Below are 19,196 nucleotides of genomic sequence, written 5' to 3' on the forward strand. Positions count from 1 at the left end.
GCGTTAGTTAGGTTGTCTCTTAAGATCAGTACACCATAAGCCAAGGTGATGCGGCTTGTGAAAAATTTACAGGCCGCACGGAATGATCAGGCTGATGGCAATAGTTTTCGGCTACGGCGATGGCTCTTAATGCCATCGAAGCTAAACAGTACCAATGCTGCCCAGATAAACACAAAGGTCATACCGTTATCTAAGCTAAAAGGCTCGTCGTAGATCAAAACCGCCAGTAAAAACATCAAACTTGGACCGATGTATTGAAAAAAGCCTAAGGTGGACAGTTTCAGCTTGGTCGCCGCGCCGGTAAAACAGAGTAGTGGCAAGGTGGTGACAATGCCTGCCGCCATTAACAGCAGATTCAGGTTTAACGGATTGTCGGCAAAGCTGGCAGTCGGGCTGTCGGTGATCAGCAGAATGTAAATGGCCGCCAGTGGTAACAATACACAGGTTTCGAGAAATAACCCGGTCTGGGCATCCAGATTAATCTTCTTACGTAGTAAGCCATAACAGCCGAAACTACCGGCTAGCGCCAGGGCAATCCAAGGCAGTGAGCCAAATTGGATCAGTTGGACGGCGACCCCACAGGCGGCCAGAGCCACCGCAACCCATTGCAATGAGCGTAGACGTTCACCTAAAAACAGCATCCCTAAAATTACATTTAATAAGGGATTAATGAAGTAGCCTAAACTGGCATCCAGCATGTAGTTGTTATTAACCGCCCAGATGAAGATCAGCCAGTTAGTTCCCACTAACAGTGCTGTAGCCGTCAGCATGATGAGGGTTTTCGGTTGGCGGAGAATCGCTCGTATCTTGCCCCAGCCTTTGCTGAGATAAATCAAACCCGCCAGAAAGAAAAAAGACCAAATCACCCGGTGACTGAGAATTTCTAACGCACTGACCTGTTGTAACGCTTTAAAATATATCGGGGCGATCCCCCACATGGTGTAAGCGGCTAGGGCGAGGGTCACACCGCGTTGGGTTTTTTGGGCTTGTTCTTCCATGATTATCCAGTTGGTTGTTTTATAAATTCAAGTCGATTGGCTGATTTTTTCTAGAAAGTGATGCGTGAGCAGTATAAGGGGTGGCTGCCAATAATGACTACTTCTTTTCGACGGGCTGTTTTGATGATTGCTCACATCTCGCTAATGACATCAATGGGTCTGCTTCTTATGCGGCTGACAGTACGTTGAGTCGTTCACTGAATATCGCATCTTGAGGTGGTTTGGGTATAGAATAGCTCGCCCCGATATTAAAAGAGTCGTTCTATGTCATCTAGCAGCACCGCGGTTTGTCAGTCAGCACCGTTACCATCCAGTGAGCAAGTCTTGCAGGATGTCTTTGGTTATCAGTCATTTCGGGTTGGCCAGCAGGAAGTCATAGAAGCGGTTGCCGATGGCCAGGATTGCTTAGTGATCATGCCAACCGGCGGTGGCAAGTCACTGTGTTATCAGATCCCTGCGTTGATGCTGCCAGGCATCACACTGGTGATCTCGCCATTGATTTCATTAATGAAAGATCAGGTCGATCAGCTTAATGTCAACGGGGTGGCAGCGGCATACCTGAACTCGACAATGTCGCGAGAGGCGATGATGGAGACCTATCGCGCCATGCGCGAAGGGGAGCTGAAGCTGGTTTATGTCTCGCCGGAACGGGTGTTAATGCGGGACTTTATCGACCGTCTGTATGAGATGCCACTGAGCATGGTCGCGGTGGATGAAGCCCATTGTATTTCCCAATGGGGCCATGATTTCCGCCCTGAATATGCGGCACTGGGTACGCTTAAACAGCATTTCGACAATTTGCCGATCATGGCGCTGACGGCCACCGCCGACGACACGACCCGCAGCGATATTATTAGCCGCCTTGGCTTAGCTCATCCCCATTCTTACCTTGGCAGCTTTGATCGTCCGAATATTCGTTACACCTTGTTGGAAAAGCACAAGCCATTGGCACAGTTGACGCGTTATCTGAGCGGGGTACGCGGTCAGTGTGGCATCGTCTATTGCAATAGCCGGAAGCGGGTCGAGCAAATTACCGAAAAGTTGTGTGACAACGGTATTCGTGCGGCGGCGTATCATGCAGGGCTGGATCATGAAGAACGTGGCCGGGTGCAGGAAAGTTTTCAGCGTGATGATATTCATATCGTCGTTGCGACAGTCGCTTTCGGGATGGGCATAAACAAACCCAATGTCCGCTTTGTTGTGCACTATGATATCCCGCGTAATATTGAATCCTACTATCAGGAAACCGGCCGGGCCGGACGAGATGGCCTGCCTGCGGAAGCGGTAATGTTCTACGATCCGTCGGATCTGGCCTGGTTGCGCCGTTGCCTGGATGAAAAAGAAGAAGGGCCGCAAAAGCAGGTCGAAAGTCATAAACTCAATGCGATGGGTGCGTTTGCCGAAGCGCAAACCTGTCGTCGTCAGGTATTGCTGAACTATTTTGGTGAATATCGTGAAGAGCCTTGCGGCAATTGCGATATTTGTCTTGATCCGCCAAAGCAGTTTGATGCTGTTGAAGTGGCGCAAAAGGCGCTGTCATGTGTTTATCGGGTCAATCAGAGCTTTGGTATTGGTTATGTGGTGGAAGTACTGCGCGGGATGCAAAACCAGCGTATTCGCGAACATGGCCACGATAAACTCACCACTTATGGTATCGGTCGCGAGCACAGCCATGAGTACTGGGTCAGTATTTTACGTCAGCTGATCCACCGCGGTTTTCTCAACCAGAATATTTTGCGTAGCTCGACGCTGCAACTGACCGAAAAAGCCCGTTCTGTGTTAAGGGCGGAAATTGAACTTGAATTGGCGGTTCCGCGTCTGGATGTTGCTGCGCGCAGTGCCAAAAGCGATAAGATGGCGAATCGTCACTATGATAAGGCGTTGTTTGCCAAGTTGCGTAAATTGCGTAAAGCCATCGCCGATGAAGATGATCTGCCACCCTACGTGGTGTTCAATGATGCCAGCCTGATGGAGATGGCGGAAATGCTGCCGACATCTCAAGGGGAAATGCTGGCGGTGAATGGCGTCGGCCATCGTAAGCTGGAAAAATACGGTAATGCCTTCCTGGGTGTGATCGAAGCGCACCTGATGGCAGGACTCAACGACCGATAAAAAATGCCGGACGCGTAAAGTCCGGCAACAATGCGTTGAAGAAGGAATAAAAATGATGGCATCACAGTCTGCCTCCGGCGAATTTTTCTTTACCCGTGAATTAGATTTGGTTCATAGCCGCCTGCTGTTATCTGGCCCTGAATTTGATTTTGATAGCTTTCCTGAAATTGCCGAGTTGTTGTTAACACGTATTGATGCCTGTCTGATTGAGCGGGAACTGAATGCTGATTTGCATATCTGGCTGATCGATTTTGAAGGTAGCCGATTGATGCTGAAAGGGGAGCACTACTCTGGCGCATTATGGCTAGAAACGTTGTCACCGGCCGATAGCGATACCCTCTCTTTCATTGCCAGCCTTCTGCCACAACAACTTAGCCTGATGGACTGAAAGCCGCTGCAGATATTTACATGCTGGTCGTCGCCATAAACAGAGTATATAATCGCCGCCTTCGGTCACTGCGGTGTGGTATGAGAGCCAGACAGTGGTGGTATTTTGGGTTCCCTCTCCCCCAATGACAAAAAGGTCTGATTATGACTAGATCTCAATTTTCACCAGTACAACAATTTACTTCAGTACAACAGCGTAAAGCCCTTTCTTTTCTGGTTCTGTTTCACCTTCTGATCATTGCCTCCAGTAATTATCTGGTGCAGCTGCCATTTACGGTTTTTGGTTTTCACACCACCTGGGGCGCGTTTACCTTCCCGTTTATTTTCCTGGCAACAGATTTAACCGTGCGTATTTTTGGTGCCGTTATGGCGCGTAAGATCATCTTCCGGGTGATGGCTCCGTCACTGGCTATCTCATATGGCTTGTCAGTGCTGTTCTATCAGGGGGAATATCAGGGGATCGCCCACTTAGGTGAGTTCAATCTGTTTGTTGCACGCATTGCGATTGCCAGTTTCATGGCTTACTTGCTGGGTCAGATCCTGGATGTATCGGTATTTAACCGCTTGCGCCAGATGAAGCAGTGGTGGGTAGCACCAACCTGTTCGACTATCTTTGGTAATGCACTTGATACGATCGCGTTTTTTGCGATTGCGTTTTATAACAGTCCGGATCCGTTCATGGCGGCAAACTGGACCGAAATTGCGCTGGTGGATTACACCTTTAAGCTGATCATTAGTCTTGGCTTGTTCGTCCCTGTATATGGTGTGTTGCTGAACTACTTCATAAAGCGTTTAACGACCATCAGTCCCAAGCTTGAGACCCAGAAAGGGCTGATTTAGACTAAAAGAGTTGGCCATGAGCCGGCTTCTTTTATGCCGTGAGTCGTCTACCAACCAGGGATGGGATTGGTATTAGGAGTGAAGTGATGAAGATACGTCAGGCAAGTGTGGCTGAAGCAGCAGCGGTACTGGCCCGCATTGGTGAGTTTGCAAAACCTGCGGATGAGACGGCTTTGCAGGCTAGGCTAAGAGGCCGGCAGCCATTGATCCTGGTTGCCGAGCAGGATGAGCAATTGGTTGGGGTCAAGATTGGTTACCGTCTGTCGGAGACGTGTTTTTATAGCTGGCTGGGTGGTGTAGCGCCCGAAGGGCGTTGTGGTGGTGTGGCCCAGTCTCTGCTTGAAACACAGGAAGCCTGGGCGGTAGAGCAAGGCTTTGAGGAATTACGGGTCAAGTCTCGTAACCGCTTTCCGGCGATGTTGAGGCTGTTGCTAAGAAACGGTTATCTCATTGAGCATATGGAGAAAAAAGACGGACTGGAAGACTATAGGCTGCATTTTGTGAAGATACTGGCGACCAAATGACAACTGTTATCAACAAAGTGCTTGCAACTTAAATGAGAATGGTTACTATTAGCGGGCGTTCGGGCGAGAGGGGAAAGACTACACCACTTGTTTTGAAGGCACGACATTGCTCACATTGCTTCCAGTGTACTTCAGCGACGGTTGAATGTTTTTAGTGTAGGGCTGAAAACAAAAAACACCACTTCTGCTGAGCGGCGCCGACTTATTCGTTTTTAAGAACTTAAGTGGCGCCGCTTTTTCTTTGTTTATGCTAACTGTACCAGCTGTTTGACCAGTTTATTGATCCCGCTTGCCGCTTCAGAAATATTGCCTGCCAGCATATATGCCGGGGTCGTCAGTAACCGACGTTTCTGATCGAGTACAAAGTCATTCACCGGACAGTTAATATGCTCCCCCCCCATTTCATTAAATGTATTTGCTATGTCAGCATCATTCCCTATGGTCCCTTTTGCTCCCGATCCGTAAATGGCCGGAATCAATGTTGGGGATATACACAAGTAACCCGCCGGTTTTTCTTCCAGCGCGAAAGCCTGGCAGGCCTTTTTGACATCAGGGTTGATCTCACAATCGGCACCTTTGAAGGCGAAATCAGACAGGTTTTTTGCAGCACCAAAGCCACCAGGAATGAGCAGTGCGTCAAAATCACGAGCATTTAAGTTTGCGACATCTTCAATATTACCCCGGGCGATCCGTGCAGCTTCCACTAAGACATTGCGGGTTTCTGTGGTCGGCTCTCCCGTTAAATGGTTGATGACATGGTATTGATCAATGTTGGGAGCGAAGCAGTGCCAGCTGGCTCCTTCTTGTTCAATCGCCAGTAGAGATAATACGGCTTCGTGGATTTCTGTACCGTCGAAAACGCCAGAACCGCTTAAAATTACCGCAATTTTCTTCATTTTGGCCTCCTTCCTAGTCATTTTTGTCGTTTTTTACTCTCAGATATTCTTATTTCAGATCGGTCTGTTAACTTTTTCCACAATTAATGATCATTTTAGGATCGAGGATCACTTTTTGCTTGTGCGGGCAAGTTATTGATATTTATTGTTTTATTTGGCGATTGCTGGTTTTATTATATTGTTGATCAATTCAGTGAAATTAAATACTAACAAAGTTATCCACAGATAATCGGCGGCAGGTGGAAAACATCAGTTAACACTTACAGGCTCTCATGGCATTCTAGTCGCTCATTGACAAATTTTGCTATTTTCAGCGTTGAATGAAGTAAAATCTGTGTGATGAAGTACTTCTACTTAACTCTTTCATCCCCGGATATAAGAATACCTTTATGGCAACTATCCCAGAAAACCCCCTGATCCTGATTGATGGATCGTCTTATCTTTATCGTGCTTATCATGCTGCTCCCAACTTTACTAATTCTGACGGTGAGCCAACAGGTGCGGTCTATGGTGTTGTTAATATGCTGCGTAGTTTGCTGCGTCAGTTTTCCACCGAGCATGTGGCGGTGATCTTTGACGCCAAGGGCAAGACTTTTCGTGATGATATGTACTCGGAATATAAGGCGAATCGTCCACCAATGCCGGATGATCTCCGAAGCCAGATTGAACCTCTGCATGCTGTGATCAAGGCAATGGGGTTGCCGCTGATCTCGATATCCGGGGTAGAAGCTGATGATGTGATCGGAACGTTAGCAACCCAGGCATCAAAGGCTGGCATGCCAGTACTGATCAGCACTGGCGATAAAGATATGGCACAGTTGGTTGATAAGCATGTCACATTGATCAACACCATGACAGATGTTGTGATGGATCCTGCCGGGGTTGTGGATAAATTTGGCATTGGCCCGGAGCTGATCATCGACTATCTCGCGCTGATGGGTGATAAGGTCGATAACATTCCGGGTGTGCCGGGAGTCGGAGAGAAAACCGCGAAGGCCTTATTAACCGGTATTGGTGGCCTTGATGATCTTTATGCCAACTTAGAGGCGATTCCGGCGTTAGGCTTCCGTGGCTCGAAAACCATGCCGAAGAAGTTGGAAGACAATAAAGATGCAGCATATATGTCTTATCAGCTGGCAACCATTAAACTGGATGTCGAGCTAGATAGCGCGCCGCAAGATCTTCGTAAAGGCGAACCTGATACCGATGCGCTAACGAGTTTATTTGGTAAGTTACAGTTCCGTCGCTGGCTAGCAGAAATGCTCGATGGTGGTGACGGTAAAATTGTTGCTTACGAAAAAGCGGCAGAGTCGGCAGCAGAAAAAAAAGTGGTGGCCCCAACCATTGATCGCAGTGGTTATGAAACCGTGTTAGATGAAGCCGGTTTTAACGCTTGGCTAGAAAAACTCCAGGCTGCAGATGTGGTCGCCTTTGATACCGAAACCGATGGTCTGGATTACATGACCGCGGATCTGGTGGGTGTTTCATTTGCTGTAGAAGAAGGTAAAGCGGCATATGTTCCTGTCGCTCATGACTATTTGGATGCACCAGAGCAGCTGGATCGCGACTGGGTATTGGCTCAGCTTAAGCCATTGCTGGAAGATCAGGAACAGGTGAAAGTCGGCCAGAACCTGAAATTTGATGCCAGTATTCTTGCGCGTTACGACATTGAGATGCAGGGAATTAAGTATGACACCATGCTGGAGTCATACGTGTTTAACAGCGTGGTCGGGCGCCATGATATGGACAGCCTGGCCCTGCGCTACCTTGAGCACAAAAATATCAGCTTTGAAGACATTGCCGGTAAAGGTAAAAAACAGCTGACGTTTAATCAAATTGATTTAGAGCAGGCCGGTCCTTATGCCGCTGAAGATGCTGATATCACGCTACGCTTGCATAACATGCTCATTGCTAAAGTAGAAGCCAATGCGCAGTTGAAGTCGGTATTTGAAGACATTGAAATGCCGCTGGTGCCGGTACTGTCGCGTATCGAGCGTACCGGTGTTTTGATTGATAGCATGCAATTGAGCGCGCAATCTTCAGAAATTGCAGTACGTCTTGATGAGCTTGAGAAAAAAGCATTCGAGATTGCAGAGCAAGAATTTAATTTAAGTTCCCCCAAACAGTTACAAGCGATATTTTTTGAGAAAATGGGTTTGCCTGTTTTGAAGAAAACCCCATCCGGCACCCCTTCGACCAATGAAGAAGTGTTGCAGGAACTGGCGTTAGACTATCCATTACCCAAACTGATCCTGGAATACCGCAGTCTGGCCAAACTGAAATCAACTTATACCGATAAGTTGCCGAAGATGGTCAACCCATCAACGGGTCGGGTGCATACTTCTTATCACCAGGCCGTGACAGTAACAGGGCGTCTGTCATCGAGCGATCCTAACCTGCAGAATATACCTGTTCGTAATGAACAAGGCCGCCGCATTCGTCAGGCTTTCATTGCACCGAGCGGGTATAAAATTCTGGCTGTCGATTATTCACAGATCGAACTGCGGATCATGGCGCACCTGTCAGGCGATAAAGCCCTGCTGGATGCGTTTCAGCAGGGTAAAGACATTCACGCGGCAACCGCTGCCGAGATCCTGGGCTTACCGATTGAGTCGGTAACCACTGAACAACGTCGTCGTGCCAAAGCAATCAACTTCGGTCTGATCTATGGCATGAGCGCGTTTGGCCTGGCGAAACAGCTGGGGATGGGACGTAACGAAGCACAAGACTATATGAATGTGTATTTCGAGCGTTACCCGGGTGTGCTGGAATATATGGAAAGCACCCGCACGACAGCGAGTGAGCAAGGTTATGTTGAAACCTTATTCGGTCGTCGTTTATATCTGCCAGACATTAAGTCACGTAATGGTCTGCGCCGCAAAGCCGCAGAGCGCGCTGCCATCAATGCGCCAATGCAGGGCACGGCCGCCGATATTATTAAACGCGCGATGGTATTGGTGGATCAGTGGATTTTGCAACAGGATGCGGATCGTGTACGGATGTTAATGCAAGTACATGACGAACTTGTCTTTGAAGTACAGGAATCTGAACTGGAAGCGGTATCGCAGGAAGTGCGCCGTCTGATGGAATCCGCCGCGGAACTGGCAGTACCGCTGATTGCTGACGCGGGCTTCGGTGACAACTGGGATCAGGCCCATTAAGGGTTTCAAGTTTTCTCGCTGACAATGAAAAAATGAAAGCCGACACTGTGTCGGCTTTTTTTTTGCATTAAATAAATGCTCGCTAAATTACCTGTTGTAAAATTTAGTTACGAATGCGTGAAAAAAAACTACAACTTTTACTTTTCTTATCTGCTCAATTGATATACAGTTATCTGCGTAGGGTACAGAGGTAAGATGTTCTATCTTTCAGACCTTTTGTTTCACGTTATTGGATTTGGCTGATTCAGCCGCCCTGGTCGTTTGACCAGGGCGTTTTTTATTTCAGCATCCCAAAAAATCTCCTTTCTGTTTTATTTCTTCTTTTTGCAATCAATCTAGCTGCTAATGTGGCGGACTTTCGCTATCTAAATTTCGACCTTTGTTTTCATTTCCGCCTTAACTTCGCTCGTTTTATAACCGAATGTCTAATGTTCGGCCTGATTTATGCCGGTTGGCCACTCTGTGGTGATATTGAGAGAGCAAGTCTATTGAGTATCTGCATTTTTATTGATCTGAAATTAGAGTAATTACTTTAATTTTAATCTGAAGGGGTTATAATGTATTGGCTTCTTGTTCATATTTGTTATTGGTAGCGGGTCCATTAGACCGGCTAGCCTGCAAAGACGTGAAATAGCCATCCTTTCTGTTGAGGATGGCTTTTTTTTGTCTGTGAGTTAATGTTGTAATTAACTTCCATAAAAATCGGCTGTTGATGGTGAAAAAAGCCACTTAATTCCCTCCGCAAAATAATCAGCTGGAAATTGGTCAATAAACCATTGGTATGTGGGGTTTGGGTGGGGATATTGCGGAAATCACGCCATTATGCCCGGTGAAAGAACCAGCAAAAACGGCATAAAGCACTTGCGTTGGGTGGGAAAATCATTGATGCTTTCTGGACAAAAACAAAAAAACCTCCTATTTCTCTCCCGTTGCCCCACCTGGAAGGTGGGGAATTTTTATGGCCCTGTCCTTAGCGCCATTTTCAACTGAAAAGCGTTAATGATTATTCATTATTATCGCTTATTGCAGCATCTGTATTGCCATGTTCTGCTGCTGCCAGCATTTGCTGGCGTTCCAGTTCAGGTGCAAACCATGAATCCAGCTTGCGACGAACCTGATCAAGACCAATTCCCTTCAGTGAAGAGAACAGCTCGATTTGTACATCACCACCAAAAGACTTTGCGGATTCGCGTACTTTTAGTAATTGTGATTTACGTGCACCGCTTTTCATTTTGTCAGCTTTAGTTAACAGCACTAAAACCGGAAGGCGGCTTTCGATCGCCCAGAAAATCATTTGCTGGTCGAGATCTTTCATTGGGTGGCGGATATCCATTAAGACCACCAAGCCTTGCAGGCATTCACGTTTCTGCAGGTATTCACCCAGCGCTTTTTGCCATTTAATCTTCATTTCTAATGGCACTTGAGCAAAACCGTAGCCCGGTAAATCGATTAGATTACATCCTTGAGTTACCTCAAACATGTTAATTAATTGTGTCCGTCCTGGGGTTTTCGATGTACGCGCTAAGCTTTTCTGATCGGTAATGCGGTTCAGTGCACTTGACTTACCTGCATTGGAGCGGCCAGCAAATGCGATCTCAACGCCTGTATCTTGTGGCAAGTGGCGAATATCTGGTGCACTTGTGATGAAGCCTGTATTTCTGTAGTTGAGAGGTTGATTCACTGTTAACTCCGTCAAGTCTTCATGTAGTCGACTGATTACTTTTATGTGAAATTGTGTAAAATGTACCAAACCGTGCTCGGTTTGTGGCCGCATTGTATACCATGTTACTGAGCATTACTTGTGGTACTGGAAGCTCTATAATTATAAACGGAATGTCATGAAGAAATTAGCACTGATATTGACTCTTCTTGCCAGTTGCTCAGCCTGGGCCCAGGGAGATGCAGAAGCTGGAAAAGCGAAAGCTGCAGTATGTGCCGCTTGCCACGGCGCCGATGGTAATAGCATGATTGCGCAATATCCTAAAATTGCTGGCCAGCACTCTGGCTATCTTGAAAAGCAGCTCAAGGAATTCAAGTTAGCGATGTCTACGGGTGGTAAGCAAGGCCGTAACGATCCGGTGATGGGCGGTATGGCAATGCCATTGTCTGAGCAAGACATGGCAGATTTAGCCGCTTATTTTTCAACATTATCAATATCGGATAACATCACGCCGGAATCTTCGGTAGCCGTTGGCCAGCAGCTTTATCGTTTTGGTGATCCTGAACGCGGCATTGCAGCCTGTACGGCCTGCCATGGTCCTCGCGGTAATGGCACCAGCCTGTCGGGTTTCCCGAAAATATCGGGTCAGCACGCTGAATACGTGAAAATTCAACTTGAGAAATTCCGTTCCGCCCAGCGTAATAATGATATGAACGAGATGATGCGCTCGGTTGCGGCAAAACTGTCAGATGATGAAATCACCTCTCTATCTCAGTATGTGGGTGGTCTACACTAAGTGCTCACATTTCAGTGTTGGAATTTAAAAGGCAGCTTTCCGCTGCCTTTTTGCTACTTGTCCCGCGGCAAAGGGCGCCTGCAGATTGTGCTTATGGTTAGACGTAGCCGCGAACTGCAATAAATGCAAGTTAGCAACAAAAAGACCAGGACAAATAGTGGAAAATCGATAAATGCTGAGCCGCGTGTAAGAGATCTGCCATTCGTGATGGTGAATGTTGATGAAAGATAATCAGGGTTTAGTTGTCAATGTTCGATGGATCAGCCGCTTAGCCATGTTGAAATAATATTTCAGAAAAAAGGCGTATGTCAGCTACCTTGTATGCCAACTGAATCAGCGTAAAGTATGCCTTGTCGACAGGGAGAGCGGCGAAGGATAGGAAAGCGCCAGGATGGCATGGGCATGAAGCCCGAACTAGCCACATGGATGGTGATTTCAGTTATCAGGACGATAACGTGCTTAATGGATAAGCCGGTTAAGGATAAACCGCATTAACACGGAGTGTGGCACGGAAGACGAAAATTCATCAGGGTGATGAAGAACCATAAGTCTTGCAAGGAAAGCACTAATAACAAAAGGATTGTTGTCAAACCGGGATGTTTATTTACTGGTTAAGGACTGACTAGACAGAATTACAAGCCAATCAATGGCTGCCCCATAGAGCGACAGGTGTATACCTGTCGCTTTTTTCTTTATTGGCTTTCTGTTATGTTTCGGCTTCATTTTTCGGAGGCAGAACGATGCAGACATGCCCACTATGCAATGGCCATTCGGCCAGTGACTTTTCTCAAGATAAACGTCGCGCGTATTTTCGCTGTGAAGATTGCGCAATTATCTTTGCAGATCCGGCGTCTCGACTGTCACCTGAAGAAGAAAAAAACGTTTACGATCAACATGAAAATAACCCGGAAGACGAAAGGTATCGCCGTTTTCTCAATCGTCTTGCCGCGCCGTTAGCCCAGCGAGTCGGTGACAAACCGGGTGAAGGGCTGGATTTCGGTAGTGGCCCCGGCCCGACATTATCCCTAATGTTGACCGAGATGGGGTATAATATGGCGATATATGACCCATATTTTGCTCAAACCCCTTCGGTATTAGAAAAACAATATGATTTTGTTACCTGTACCGAGGCTATTGAACATTTTTACACGCCTGCGAAGGAATGGGGGCTACTGCTTAGCATGGTAAAACCTGGCGGATGGCTGGGGATCATGACGAAGTTAGTAATTAATACAGATGCCTTTGCGCAATGGTATTACAAAAACGACCCAACCCACGTGAGCTTCTTCAGCCAGGATACTTTCCGTTATTTAGCGGAACGTGACGGTCTGGAAGTCGAGTTTGTTGGAAATGATGTGATTTTACTGAGGAAAACCCAGTAATGACCCGTAAGAAAAGAAGTCGCAGTGTAGGATCTGAAGGTCCTGCTGTATACCGCGAAAAATCGACCTCACAAATTGATCTTGAAGCGCGTAAAAGCCAGAAAGACAAAAAGCGTAAAGGCTTGAAATCAGGAAGCCGCCATTCGGCAGGCCTGGATTCAGCGAATCGCGCAAATGGTCAAAAGAAAGACCCGCGTCTGGGCAGTAAAAAGCCGGTACCATTAGTGGTTGATGCGAAACCAACAACCAAGAAAGAGCGACGCCTGAGTGCAGAGCAAGAACTGGCTATGTTGGAAAATGATGCGCAATTGATGGTGTTGTTAGATCGTATCGAAGCGGGTGAAAAGCTCGGTTCAGGCTTGCAGAAGCAAGTTGACCAGAAGTTAGACCGTATCGAACATCTAATGGGACGCTTAGGCCTGCTTGAAGAAGAAGAGCCTGACGTTAACGAAGAAGCGCCGGTACGCAAGGGTGCAAAAACTGATGAAGACCTACTTGATCAGTTTGAGAACATGGATTTAGACTCGTTCGATAAGGAGTAACCGTTGCAGGATAAGACGCTTTGGTTAGGTTTGGCCGGTATTGTTATTGCCGTGCTAGCCATTTATGCGGGGTATTTGTTGTTTAAGCTGTATCAGCAACATCAACGCCATAAAGCATTTCTGGAGCGAGCTAAGCTTCAACAGGCAGAGAAAATAAAAGAACGCAATGACCATATTATGGACAGCGTGTTTATTATTGCCAACGCGGGTAAGCAAGAACAGTGTGATATGTCAGAAATTACCATTCGCTTATATAAGCTGATGGAAGTTTTGCAAGCGGAACAACACATTGATTTTTCCGGTAAATACCCCGCTATGTACGAGCTTTACCAGGTGGTAAGAGAGATGCCGCGTGGTGATGACCGTCAAACGATACAGAAAAAAGAGCGCATGAAGCTCGATCTGCAGCGGATGAAAGCGGAAGCTCGCCTGCAAGAAAGCATCAAGCTTGAGCTGGAAGATATCCTGTCAATGAAAGCTGAATAACCAGAGGCATAAGCCGCGGGTTATAAACGACTACCTGGGTCGACTCGATCCAGGTGGCATTTCTGTCACCATTAACGAGTAAGTAGTCTACATCTTTATTTAGGTGTGGCACACTTGATGATCGTTTATCCCCCCAACAATTACAAATAGCGGAAGTATGTCATGTCAAATGAGCAGATTATTTGGGATCAGGCACTGATAGAAAAATATAACTATTCAGGCCCCCGTTATACCTCATATCCGACCGCCCTTGAGTTTCATGAGGCATTTACGCCAGCGGAATTTGATATGGCTTGTGCGCAGTATCCTGAGCGCAAACTTTCACTGTATGTGCATATCCCGTTCTGCCATAAGCTGTGTTATTACTGTGGCTGTAATAAAATTATTACCCGCCATCAGCATAAAGCAGATCAGTATCTTGATGTGTTAGAACAGGAAATTCGTCAGCGCGCCACGCTGCTTGGTGACCGACAGGTCAGTCAGCTTCACTGGGGGGGCGGTACACCCACATTCCTGACTAAGCCACAAATCAGTCGTCTAATGAGTTTGTTGCGTGATCAGTTCAACTTTGACCCGGATGCGGAAATCAGTATTGAAGTAGACCCGCGTGAAATCGAATTGGATGTGCTGGATCTTCTTCGTGCTGAAGGCTTTAACCGCCTCAGTATCGGGGTGCAGGACTTCAATAAAGAAGTGCAGAAACTGGTTAACCGTGAGCAAGATGAAGAGTTCATTTTTGCCATGGTACAGCGTGCCAAAGAATTAGGTTTCCGTTCAACGAATCTCGATTTGATTTACGGCCTGCCAACGCAGAACCGTGAGCGGTTTGCTAAAACCTTAGAACAAGTGCTGACGATGAAGCCGGGCCGTTTGTCTGTCTTTAACTATGCCCATATGCCAGCCCTGTTTTCTGCTCAGCGTAAGCTTAAAGACGAGCTTCTGCCGAGTGCAAATGAAAAGCTGGGTATCTTGCAAGATACCATTGGTACACTAACTGGCGCAGGCTACCAGTTTATCGGAATGGATCATTTTGCCTTACCTGATGATGAATTAGCCGTCGCACAACGCAACGGTATTTTGCACCGTAATTTCCAGGGTTATACCACCCAGGGTGACTGTGATTTACTGGGGATGGGTGTTTCTGCCATTTCGATGATTGGCGATTGCTACGCCCAAAATCAGAAAGAGCTGAAGGCTTACTATGCGGATGTGAACAATAAACGTCAGGCATTGTGGAAAGGGGTGTCGCTTGATGCCGATGATCTGCTACGCCGGGAAGTGATCAAAGCGCTGATTTGTAACTTCCAGCTTGATATGACCGCGATTGAAGAACGTTTTGATCTGAACTTTAAACAATACTTTGCTGAAGATCTGAAGTTATTGCAAACCTTCATTAATGATGGGTTGGTAACGGTCGATGAGCGTGTAATTCAGGTTGAATTAAAAGGACGTTTGCTGATCCGTAATATCTGCATGTGCTTCGATAAATATCTGCGTGATCGTGCCCGTCAGCAGCAGTTCTCGCGGGTGATTTAAGCCTCACCTTTCAATCTGTTAATTAATAGCAAAAAGCCGCTTGATTAAATCAGCGGCTTTTTATTTGGTCCTGATAGTGAGCAATCAGTTCACATGGTTTTGAGCACCTTGATCTAACGATTTGCCGTTTTCAGTTTAAGTGCCTGTTTCTCAGCATCAGACAGGAACGCAAGCTCAAGACCGTTGATTTGTGCCTGGCGAATTTGCTCCTGGCTCAGGCCAACCTTCGGTGCCGCCACTTCATACTCGTGCGGTAATTCAATGCCCTCAACTGCCGGATCATCGGTGTTCAGGCACGCCAGAATACCGTGGTCGAGGAATTGCTTAATGGGATGTGATTCAAAAGACTCAACGGTACTGGTCTGGATATTCGATGTCAGGCATGACTCGATACCGATTTTATGTTCGGCCAGATAGTCCATCAGTTTAGGATCGTGTACCGCCTTTACGCCATGTCCGATACGTACAGCACCGAGTTCCTGGATTGCCTGCCACATACTTTCCGGTCCGGCAGCTTCACCGGCATGAACGGTTACGCGCAGATCAGCATCTCGTACTTGCTTGAAATGGCTGATAAAGCGATCGCCTGGCTGGCCTAGCTCATCGCCGGCAAGGTCGATAGCAACCAGTTTTTCTTTCTGGCTTAATAGTGCATCCAGCTCTTGCTGACAGGCTTGCTGGCCAAACGTACGGCTCATAATGCCGATTAAGTTCGCCTGAATACCGAAGTCACGGCAGCCTGCAGCCACACCGTCAACGATCGCTTCTACCACACCTGCGACGGGCAGGTTGTGCTTCATAGCCATGTAGTAGGGGGAAAAACGCAGTTCAGCATAATCAATCTGGGCATTCAGCGCGTCTTCGACGTTTTCATACGCTACGCGGCGGCACGCATCGAGATCACCCAGTACCGCAACTCCCCAATCAAGCTTCGACAGGAAGGCAACTAAGCTTGGCTCAGCTTCGACGATTTGGACATGAGGGCGCAGCCCTTCAATATCGGTCGCTGGCAGTGCCATACCGAACTTCTGACCAAGTTCTAAAATAGTCTGAATGCGGATGTTGCCATCAAGATGGCGGTGAAGATCGGTTAAAGGAAGGTGCTTAGTGATCATAATTATTGGTGCGTCTATAGAAACTGGTGCGTCAGTATACGGAAAGAACAAATTACAATCATTATAGTCCGAGCGGATATTCTTCGATGTCAGCAGAAACTGAATGGATGTTTACTGGATCTGTTGACCATTTGCTTAATGGCTCTGGGCGGGCATAAAAATACCCTTGGGCAAAACCACAACCTAACTGTTTCAGACGCTGTGCCTGTTCCGCGTTTTCTACCCCTTCAGCGACAATGTCAGCATTGAAGTTTTGAGTCATGGTGATAATGGCTGCGATGATTGTGCTGTAGTCATCGCTTTCCAGCATCTGATTGACGAATGAGCGGTCGATTTTCAGACTGTCAAAAGGTAACTGGGTGAGGTAGGCCAGCGATGAGTATCCCGTACCGAAGTCATCAATGGCAATATGAATGCCGAGCTGACGCAGTTGATCGAGAATATCAAAAGTGAGAAGAGGCTGACTGACTAAGCGTGATTCGGTAATTTCCAGGGTCAGATTGGTTGCTGGTAACCCGGAGCGCGCCAGGGTCGTTTTTAATTGGCTGACAAAGTCAGCCTGTAATAACTGACGTACTGACAGGTTAACATGCAGGGCAAAATCTTGTGGCCATTGCCCCCGAGCAATCTGTTTTTGAGTATCTTCGCAGGCCTGCGACAGGATCTGCTGCCCGATTTCGATGATCATGCCATTTTCTTCCGCCAACGGGATGAACTGCATTGGCGGCACCATGCCCCGGGTAGGACTTCGCCAGCGTACTAAGGCTTCCGCACCACTGATACTGTCGCTGGCCAGATTGATGATCGGCTGGTAGTGCACTTCAAATTCATGATGATTGATAGCCCGCTGCAATTCAGCAGAGAGGCGGGTTTTTTCCTGTGACGCTTCAATCATATAGGGTTGATAATGGCAGACGGGATCCGATTCCTGTTGCGTCGCCTGGCTCAGGGCCAGGCTGGAATTGCGGAGCCATTCGGTGATATCGGATTCGGCCAGCTGGCCGCTGATCACGCCGGCACAGGCACTCAGCATGACTTCGGTGCCATCGACCATAAATGGCAGGTAAAACTGTTCTAACAGTTGCCTGGCAAAATTATCGGATTGTGCTTGATCGGTGAAGTGCGGGCTGAAGACTGCAAACTCATCCCGGCCAATCCGGCTCAATAGCACCTCGTCGGGCAGGCTTTGCTGCAGGCGCAGGGCTATGGCAATGAGCAGTTGATCGCCCCGGTGATGACCGAGACTGTCATTGATGTGACGAAATGTTTTAAGGCCAATCAGAACAACCACGCCCTGCTGGTTATGGTAGGTAGTCCGGGTAATGTCAGCCAGTCCTTCCCGGCTCAGTAGTCCGGTAAGGTCGTCATATAAGATCTGCTGTCTTAGTGAGCTGAACGAGCGTTGCAGACGCGATGACATCGACTTGAATGCAGCGATCAGCTGGGCCGTTTCGTGGAGTTTGATGCCCGGGCGGATCGGGACGTCCCAATTATTTTCGGTCAGATTTTGCGACGCCTGGGCGATATCTATGATCGGCTGAGTAATGATATTTAAAATGTACAGGCCGATGATCAAGCCCAGAAAACCGATAATGAATGCCGCGACTAGGCCGGATTCTTGCTGTTTAGGTAACTGACCGACTAATCCTTGTTCTGGAATGGTCACCACGATATGCCATTGCAAGTTATAGCTATCACGATAGCTAGTGATGCGGCTGAAATAGCGGGTGTTGTCCTGAATAAACTCGAAAGTGGTTGGCGGCACGTCATTCTTAAATGGATGACGGCTGACATATTGTCCGCTGGCGGCGATTAAGGCATTGGTGCTTTGGGTTGCTAGCAGGCGACGGTTATCTGCGGTGATGATGGGGGTTTGTGCGGAATTGGCAACCAGTCGTCCTTGATTATCAATGATATAAGTGATTCCAGAGAATAGCTGGCTTTCACGTTCCAGGAATGTTGCAATGTGGCTGAGGTTAATGTCTGTCACCATTACGCCCAGTAAGTCCCGGTGATCGAGAACTGGGGTAACGGCTGAAATGGTGAGGGTCTGTCGTTCATCCAGGTTGGTGTAGATCTCTGACCAACCAGATTGTCGTGATTGGGCGAATGGCAAATACCAGGGACGTTCTGTCGGATCGTAATCGCTGATTTGGTGACTGGTGTTATTGTTATGGTCCGGTCCCTGATAAATGTGCAGATCATTGCCTGTGCGCTCATCTTTCAATAGCAATGCCAGATTATTATCCGCATTCTTGCGAAAACCGATGAAGTACTTCTCTTCACTACCAAAGCCGATTGTCCCTATCTGTTGCTGGTGGGCATACAGTTTAGAGATTGCCGCACTGAAGTAGTCTTCCAGTTGAGTCAGGCGCGGAGGTTGATAGAGTTGGTGACGCTGGATGCTGTCAGCCAGAGTCTGGTTGACATTAAAGGGGCCATCAAGAAAGCGGCGTAAGTCATTACTGACATTTTGGGTGTACGACGACAACAGCTTGCTGCTGACTTCTGACAGCATGCGTTCATAGCTGTTATGTTGGGCAATAGCAATCACTCCTACGGTAAGTAAGAGCAGCAGGGCAAACGGCAACATGACCGCAAACCGAAGTGTGAGCGGTCTGGTTTTAATCATTATTTTTATTGTTGTAATACGTCGTACTGTATTATATCTAACAGATAATCAGGTAAATTGCATGCACATGCAAAAAATGCTTCGGTGCATATCACACCCGCTAAGCTACTTTACCGTAATAAGCGCCTG

At 47.4% G+C, this 19,196-nt stretch carries 16 protein-coding genes; 11 read left to right on the plus strand and 5 right to left on the minus strand.

The features are described from left to right. Positions 1-86: 86 nt before the first annotated feature. Complete coding sequence (rarD, locus tag L4D76_RS14070) at positions 87-998, minus strand: EamA family transporter RarD (RefSeq protein WP_428441519.1); 912 nt, start codon at positions 996-998, stop codon at positions 87-89. 264 nt (positions 999-1,262) lie between these two features. On the opposite strand from rarD, the gene recQ reads away from it, so the two are divergent. From recQ to L4D76_RS14090, 4 genes are all read left to right on the plus strand, one after another. Beyond that, positions 1,263-3,110, plus strand: coding sequence for an ATP-dependent DNA helicase RecQ (gene recQ / locus L4D76_RS14075; RefSeq protein ID WP_428441520.1), 1,848 nt, complete (start codon positions 1,263-1,265; stop codon positions 3,108-3,110). 52 nt (positions 3,111-3,162) lie between these two features. Beyond that, positions 3,163-3,498 (plus strand): DUF3630 family protein, encoded by a 336-nt coding sequence (locus L4D76_RS14080; protein ID WP_428441521.1) that lies wholly within the window; start codon positions 3,163-3,165, stop codon positions 3,496-3,498. Between the two features lie 143 nt (positions 3,499-3,641). Next, positions 3,642-4,337 (plus strand): 7-cyano-7-deazaguanine/7-aminomethyl-7-deazaguanine transporter, encoded by a 696-nt coding sequence (locus L4D76_RS14085; protein WP_428441522.1) that lies wholly within the window; start codon positions 3,642-3,644, stop codon positions 4,335-4,337. An 86-nt stretch (positions 4,338-4,423) separates the two neighbouring features. Continuing rightward, positions 4,424-4,861 (plus strand): GNAT family N-acetyltransferase, encoded by a 438-nt coding sequence (locus L4D76_RS14090; RefSeq protein ID WP_428441523.1) that lies wholly within the window; start codon positions 4,424-4,426, stop codon positions 4,859-4,861. 245 nt (positions 4,862-5,106) lie between these two features. Here the strand turns inward: L4D76_RS14090 and elbB are convergent, their stop codons facing one another. Next, positions 5,107-5,757 (minus strand): isoprenoid biosynthesis glyoxalase ElbB, encoded by a 651-nt coding sequence (gene elbB / locus L4D76_RS14095; protein ID WP_428441524.1) that lies wholly within the window; start codon positions 5,755-5,757, stop codon positions 5,107-5,109. 389 nt (positions 5,758-6,146) lie between these two features. Between elbB and polA the strand changes: the two genes are divergently transcribed. Then, positions 6,147-8,918: a DNA polymerase I gene (gene polA / locus L4D76_RS14100; RefSeq protein ID WP_428441525.1), complete on the plus strand. Its 2,772-nt coding sequence runs from the start codon at positions 6,147-6,149 to the stop codon at positions 8,916-8,918. Between the two features lie 195 nt (positions 8,919-9,113). Continuing rightward, a complete protein-coding gene (gene spfP / locus L4D76_RS28940) occupies positions 9,114-9,161 on the plus strand; it encodes a small protein SpfP (RefSeq protein WP_438616993.1) in 48 nt (15 codons plus the stop codon). Between the two features lie 760 nt (positions 9,162-9,921). On the opposite strand, the gene yihA is transcribed toward spfP, so the two are convergent. Beyond that, positions 9,922-10,599, minus strand: a complete 678-nt coding sequence (gene yihA / locus L4D76_RS14105) for a ribosome biogenesis GTP-binding protein YihA/YsxC (protein ID WP_428441526.1) — start codon at positions 10,597-10,599, stop codon at positions 9,922-9,924. A 157-nt stretch (positions 10,600-10,756) separates the two neighbouring features. Here yihA and L4D76_RS14110 point away from each other — a divergent pair, with 157 nt between their 5' ends. From L4D76_RS14110 to hemN, 5 genes are all read left to right on the plus strand, one after another. Then, positions 10,757-11,374 (plus strand): c-type cytochrome, encoded by a 618-nt coding sequence (locus tag L4D76_RS14110; protein WP_428441527.1) that lies wholly within the window; start codon positions 10,757-10,759, stop codon positions 11,372-11,374. 740 nt (positions 11,375-12,114) lie between these two features. Further along, positions 12,115-12,756, plus strand: a complete 642-nt coding sequence (locus L4D76_RS14115; RefSeq protein ID WP_428441528.1) for a class I SAM-dependent methyltransferase — start codon at positions 12,115-12,117, stop codon at positions 12,754-12,756. Next, positions 12,756-13,298 carry a Der GTPase-activating protein YihI gene (gene yihI, locus L4D76_RS14120; protein ID WP_428441529.1) on the plus strand — a complete coding sequence of 181 codons (543 nt, stop codon included), beginning with the start codon at positions 12,756-12,758 and terminating at the stop codon, positions 13,296-13,298. Before L4D76_RS14115 ends, yihI begins: the two co-directional genes overlap by 1 nt. Positions 13,299-13,301: 3 nt before the next feature. Beyond that, positions 13,302-13,784 carry a DUF2489 domain-containing protein gene (locus tag L4D76_RS14125; protein WP_428441530.1) on the plus strand — a complete coding sequence of 161 codons (483 nt, stop codon included), beginning with the start codon at positions 13,302-13,304 and terminating at the stop codon, positions 13,782-13,784. A gap of 162 nt (positions 13,785-13,946) precedes the next feature. After that, positions 13,947-15,320: an oxygen-independent coproporphyrinogen III oxidase gene (gene hemN / locus L4D76_RS14130; RefSeq protein WP_428441531.1), complete on the plus strand. Its 1,374-nt coding sequence runs from the start codon at positions 13,947-13,949 to the stop codon at positions 15,318-15,320. Positions 15,321-15,433: 113 nt separating this feature from the next. On the opposite strand, the gene add is transcribed toward hemN, so the two are convergent. Both add and L4D76_RS14140 read right to left on the minus strand, forming a co-directional pair. Beyond that, positions 15,434-16,435 carry an adenosine deaminase gene (gene add / locus L4D76_RS14135; RefSeq protein ID WP_428441532.1) on the minus strand — a complete coding sequence of 334 codons (1,002 nt, stop codon included), beginning with the start codon at positions 16,433-16,435 and terminating at the stop codon, positions 15,434-15,436. A gap of 61 nt (positions 16,436-16,496) precedes the next feature. Beyond that, complete coding sequence (locus L4D76_RS14140) at positions 16,497-19,067, minus strand: bifunctional diguanylate cyclase/phosphodiesterase (protein ID WP_428441533.1); 2,571 nt, start codon at positions 19,065-19,067, stop codon at positions 16,497-16,499. Positions 19,068-19,196 lie beyond the last annotated feature (129 nt).

The organism is Photobacterium sagamiensis (assembly GCF_050337085.1).
Classification (GTDB): domain Bacteria; phylum Pseudomonadota; class Gammaproteobacteria; order Enterobacterales; family Vibrionaceae; genus Photobacterium; species Photobacterium sagamiensis.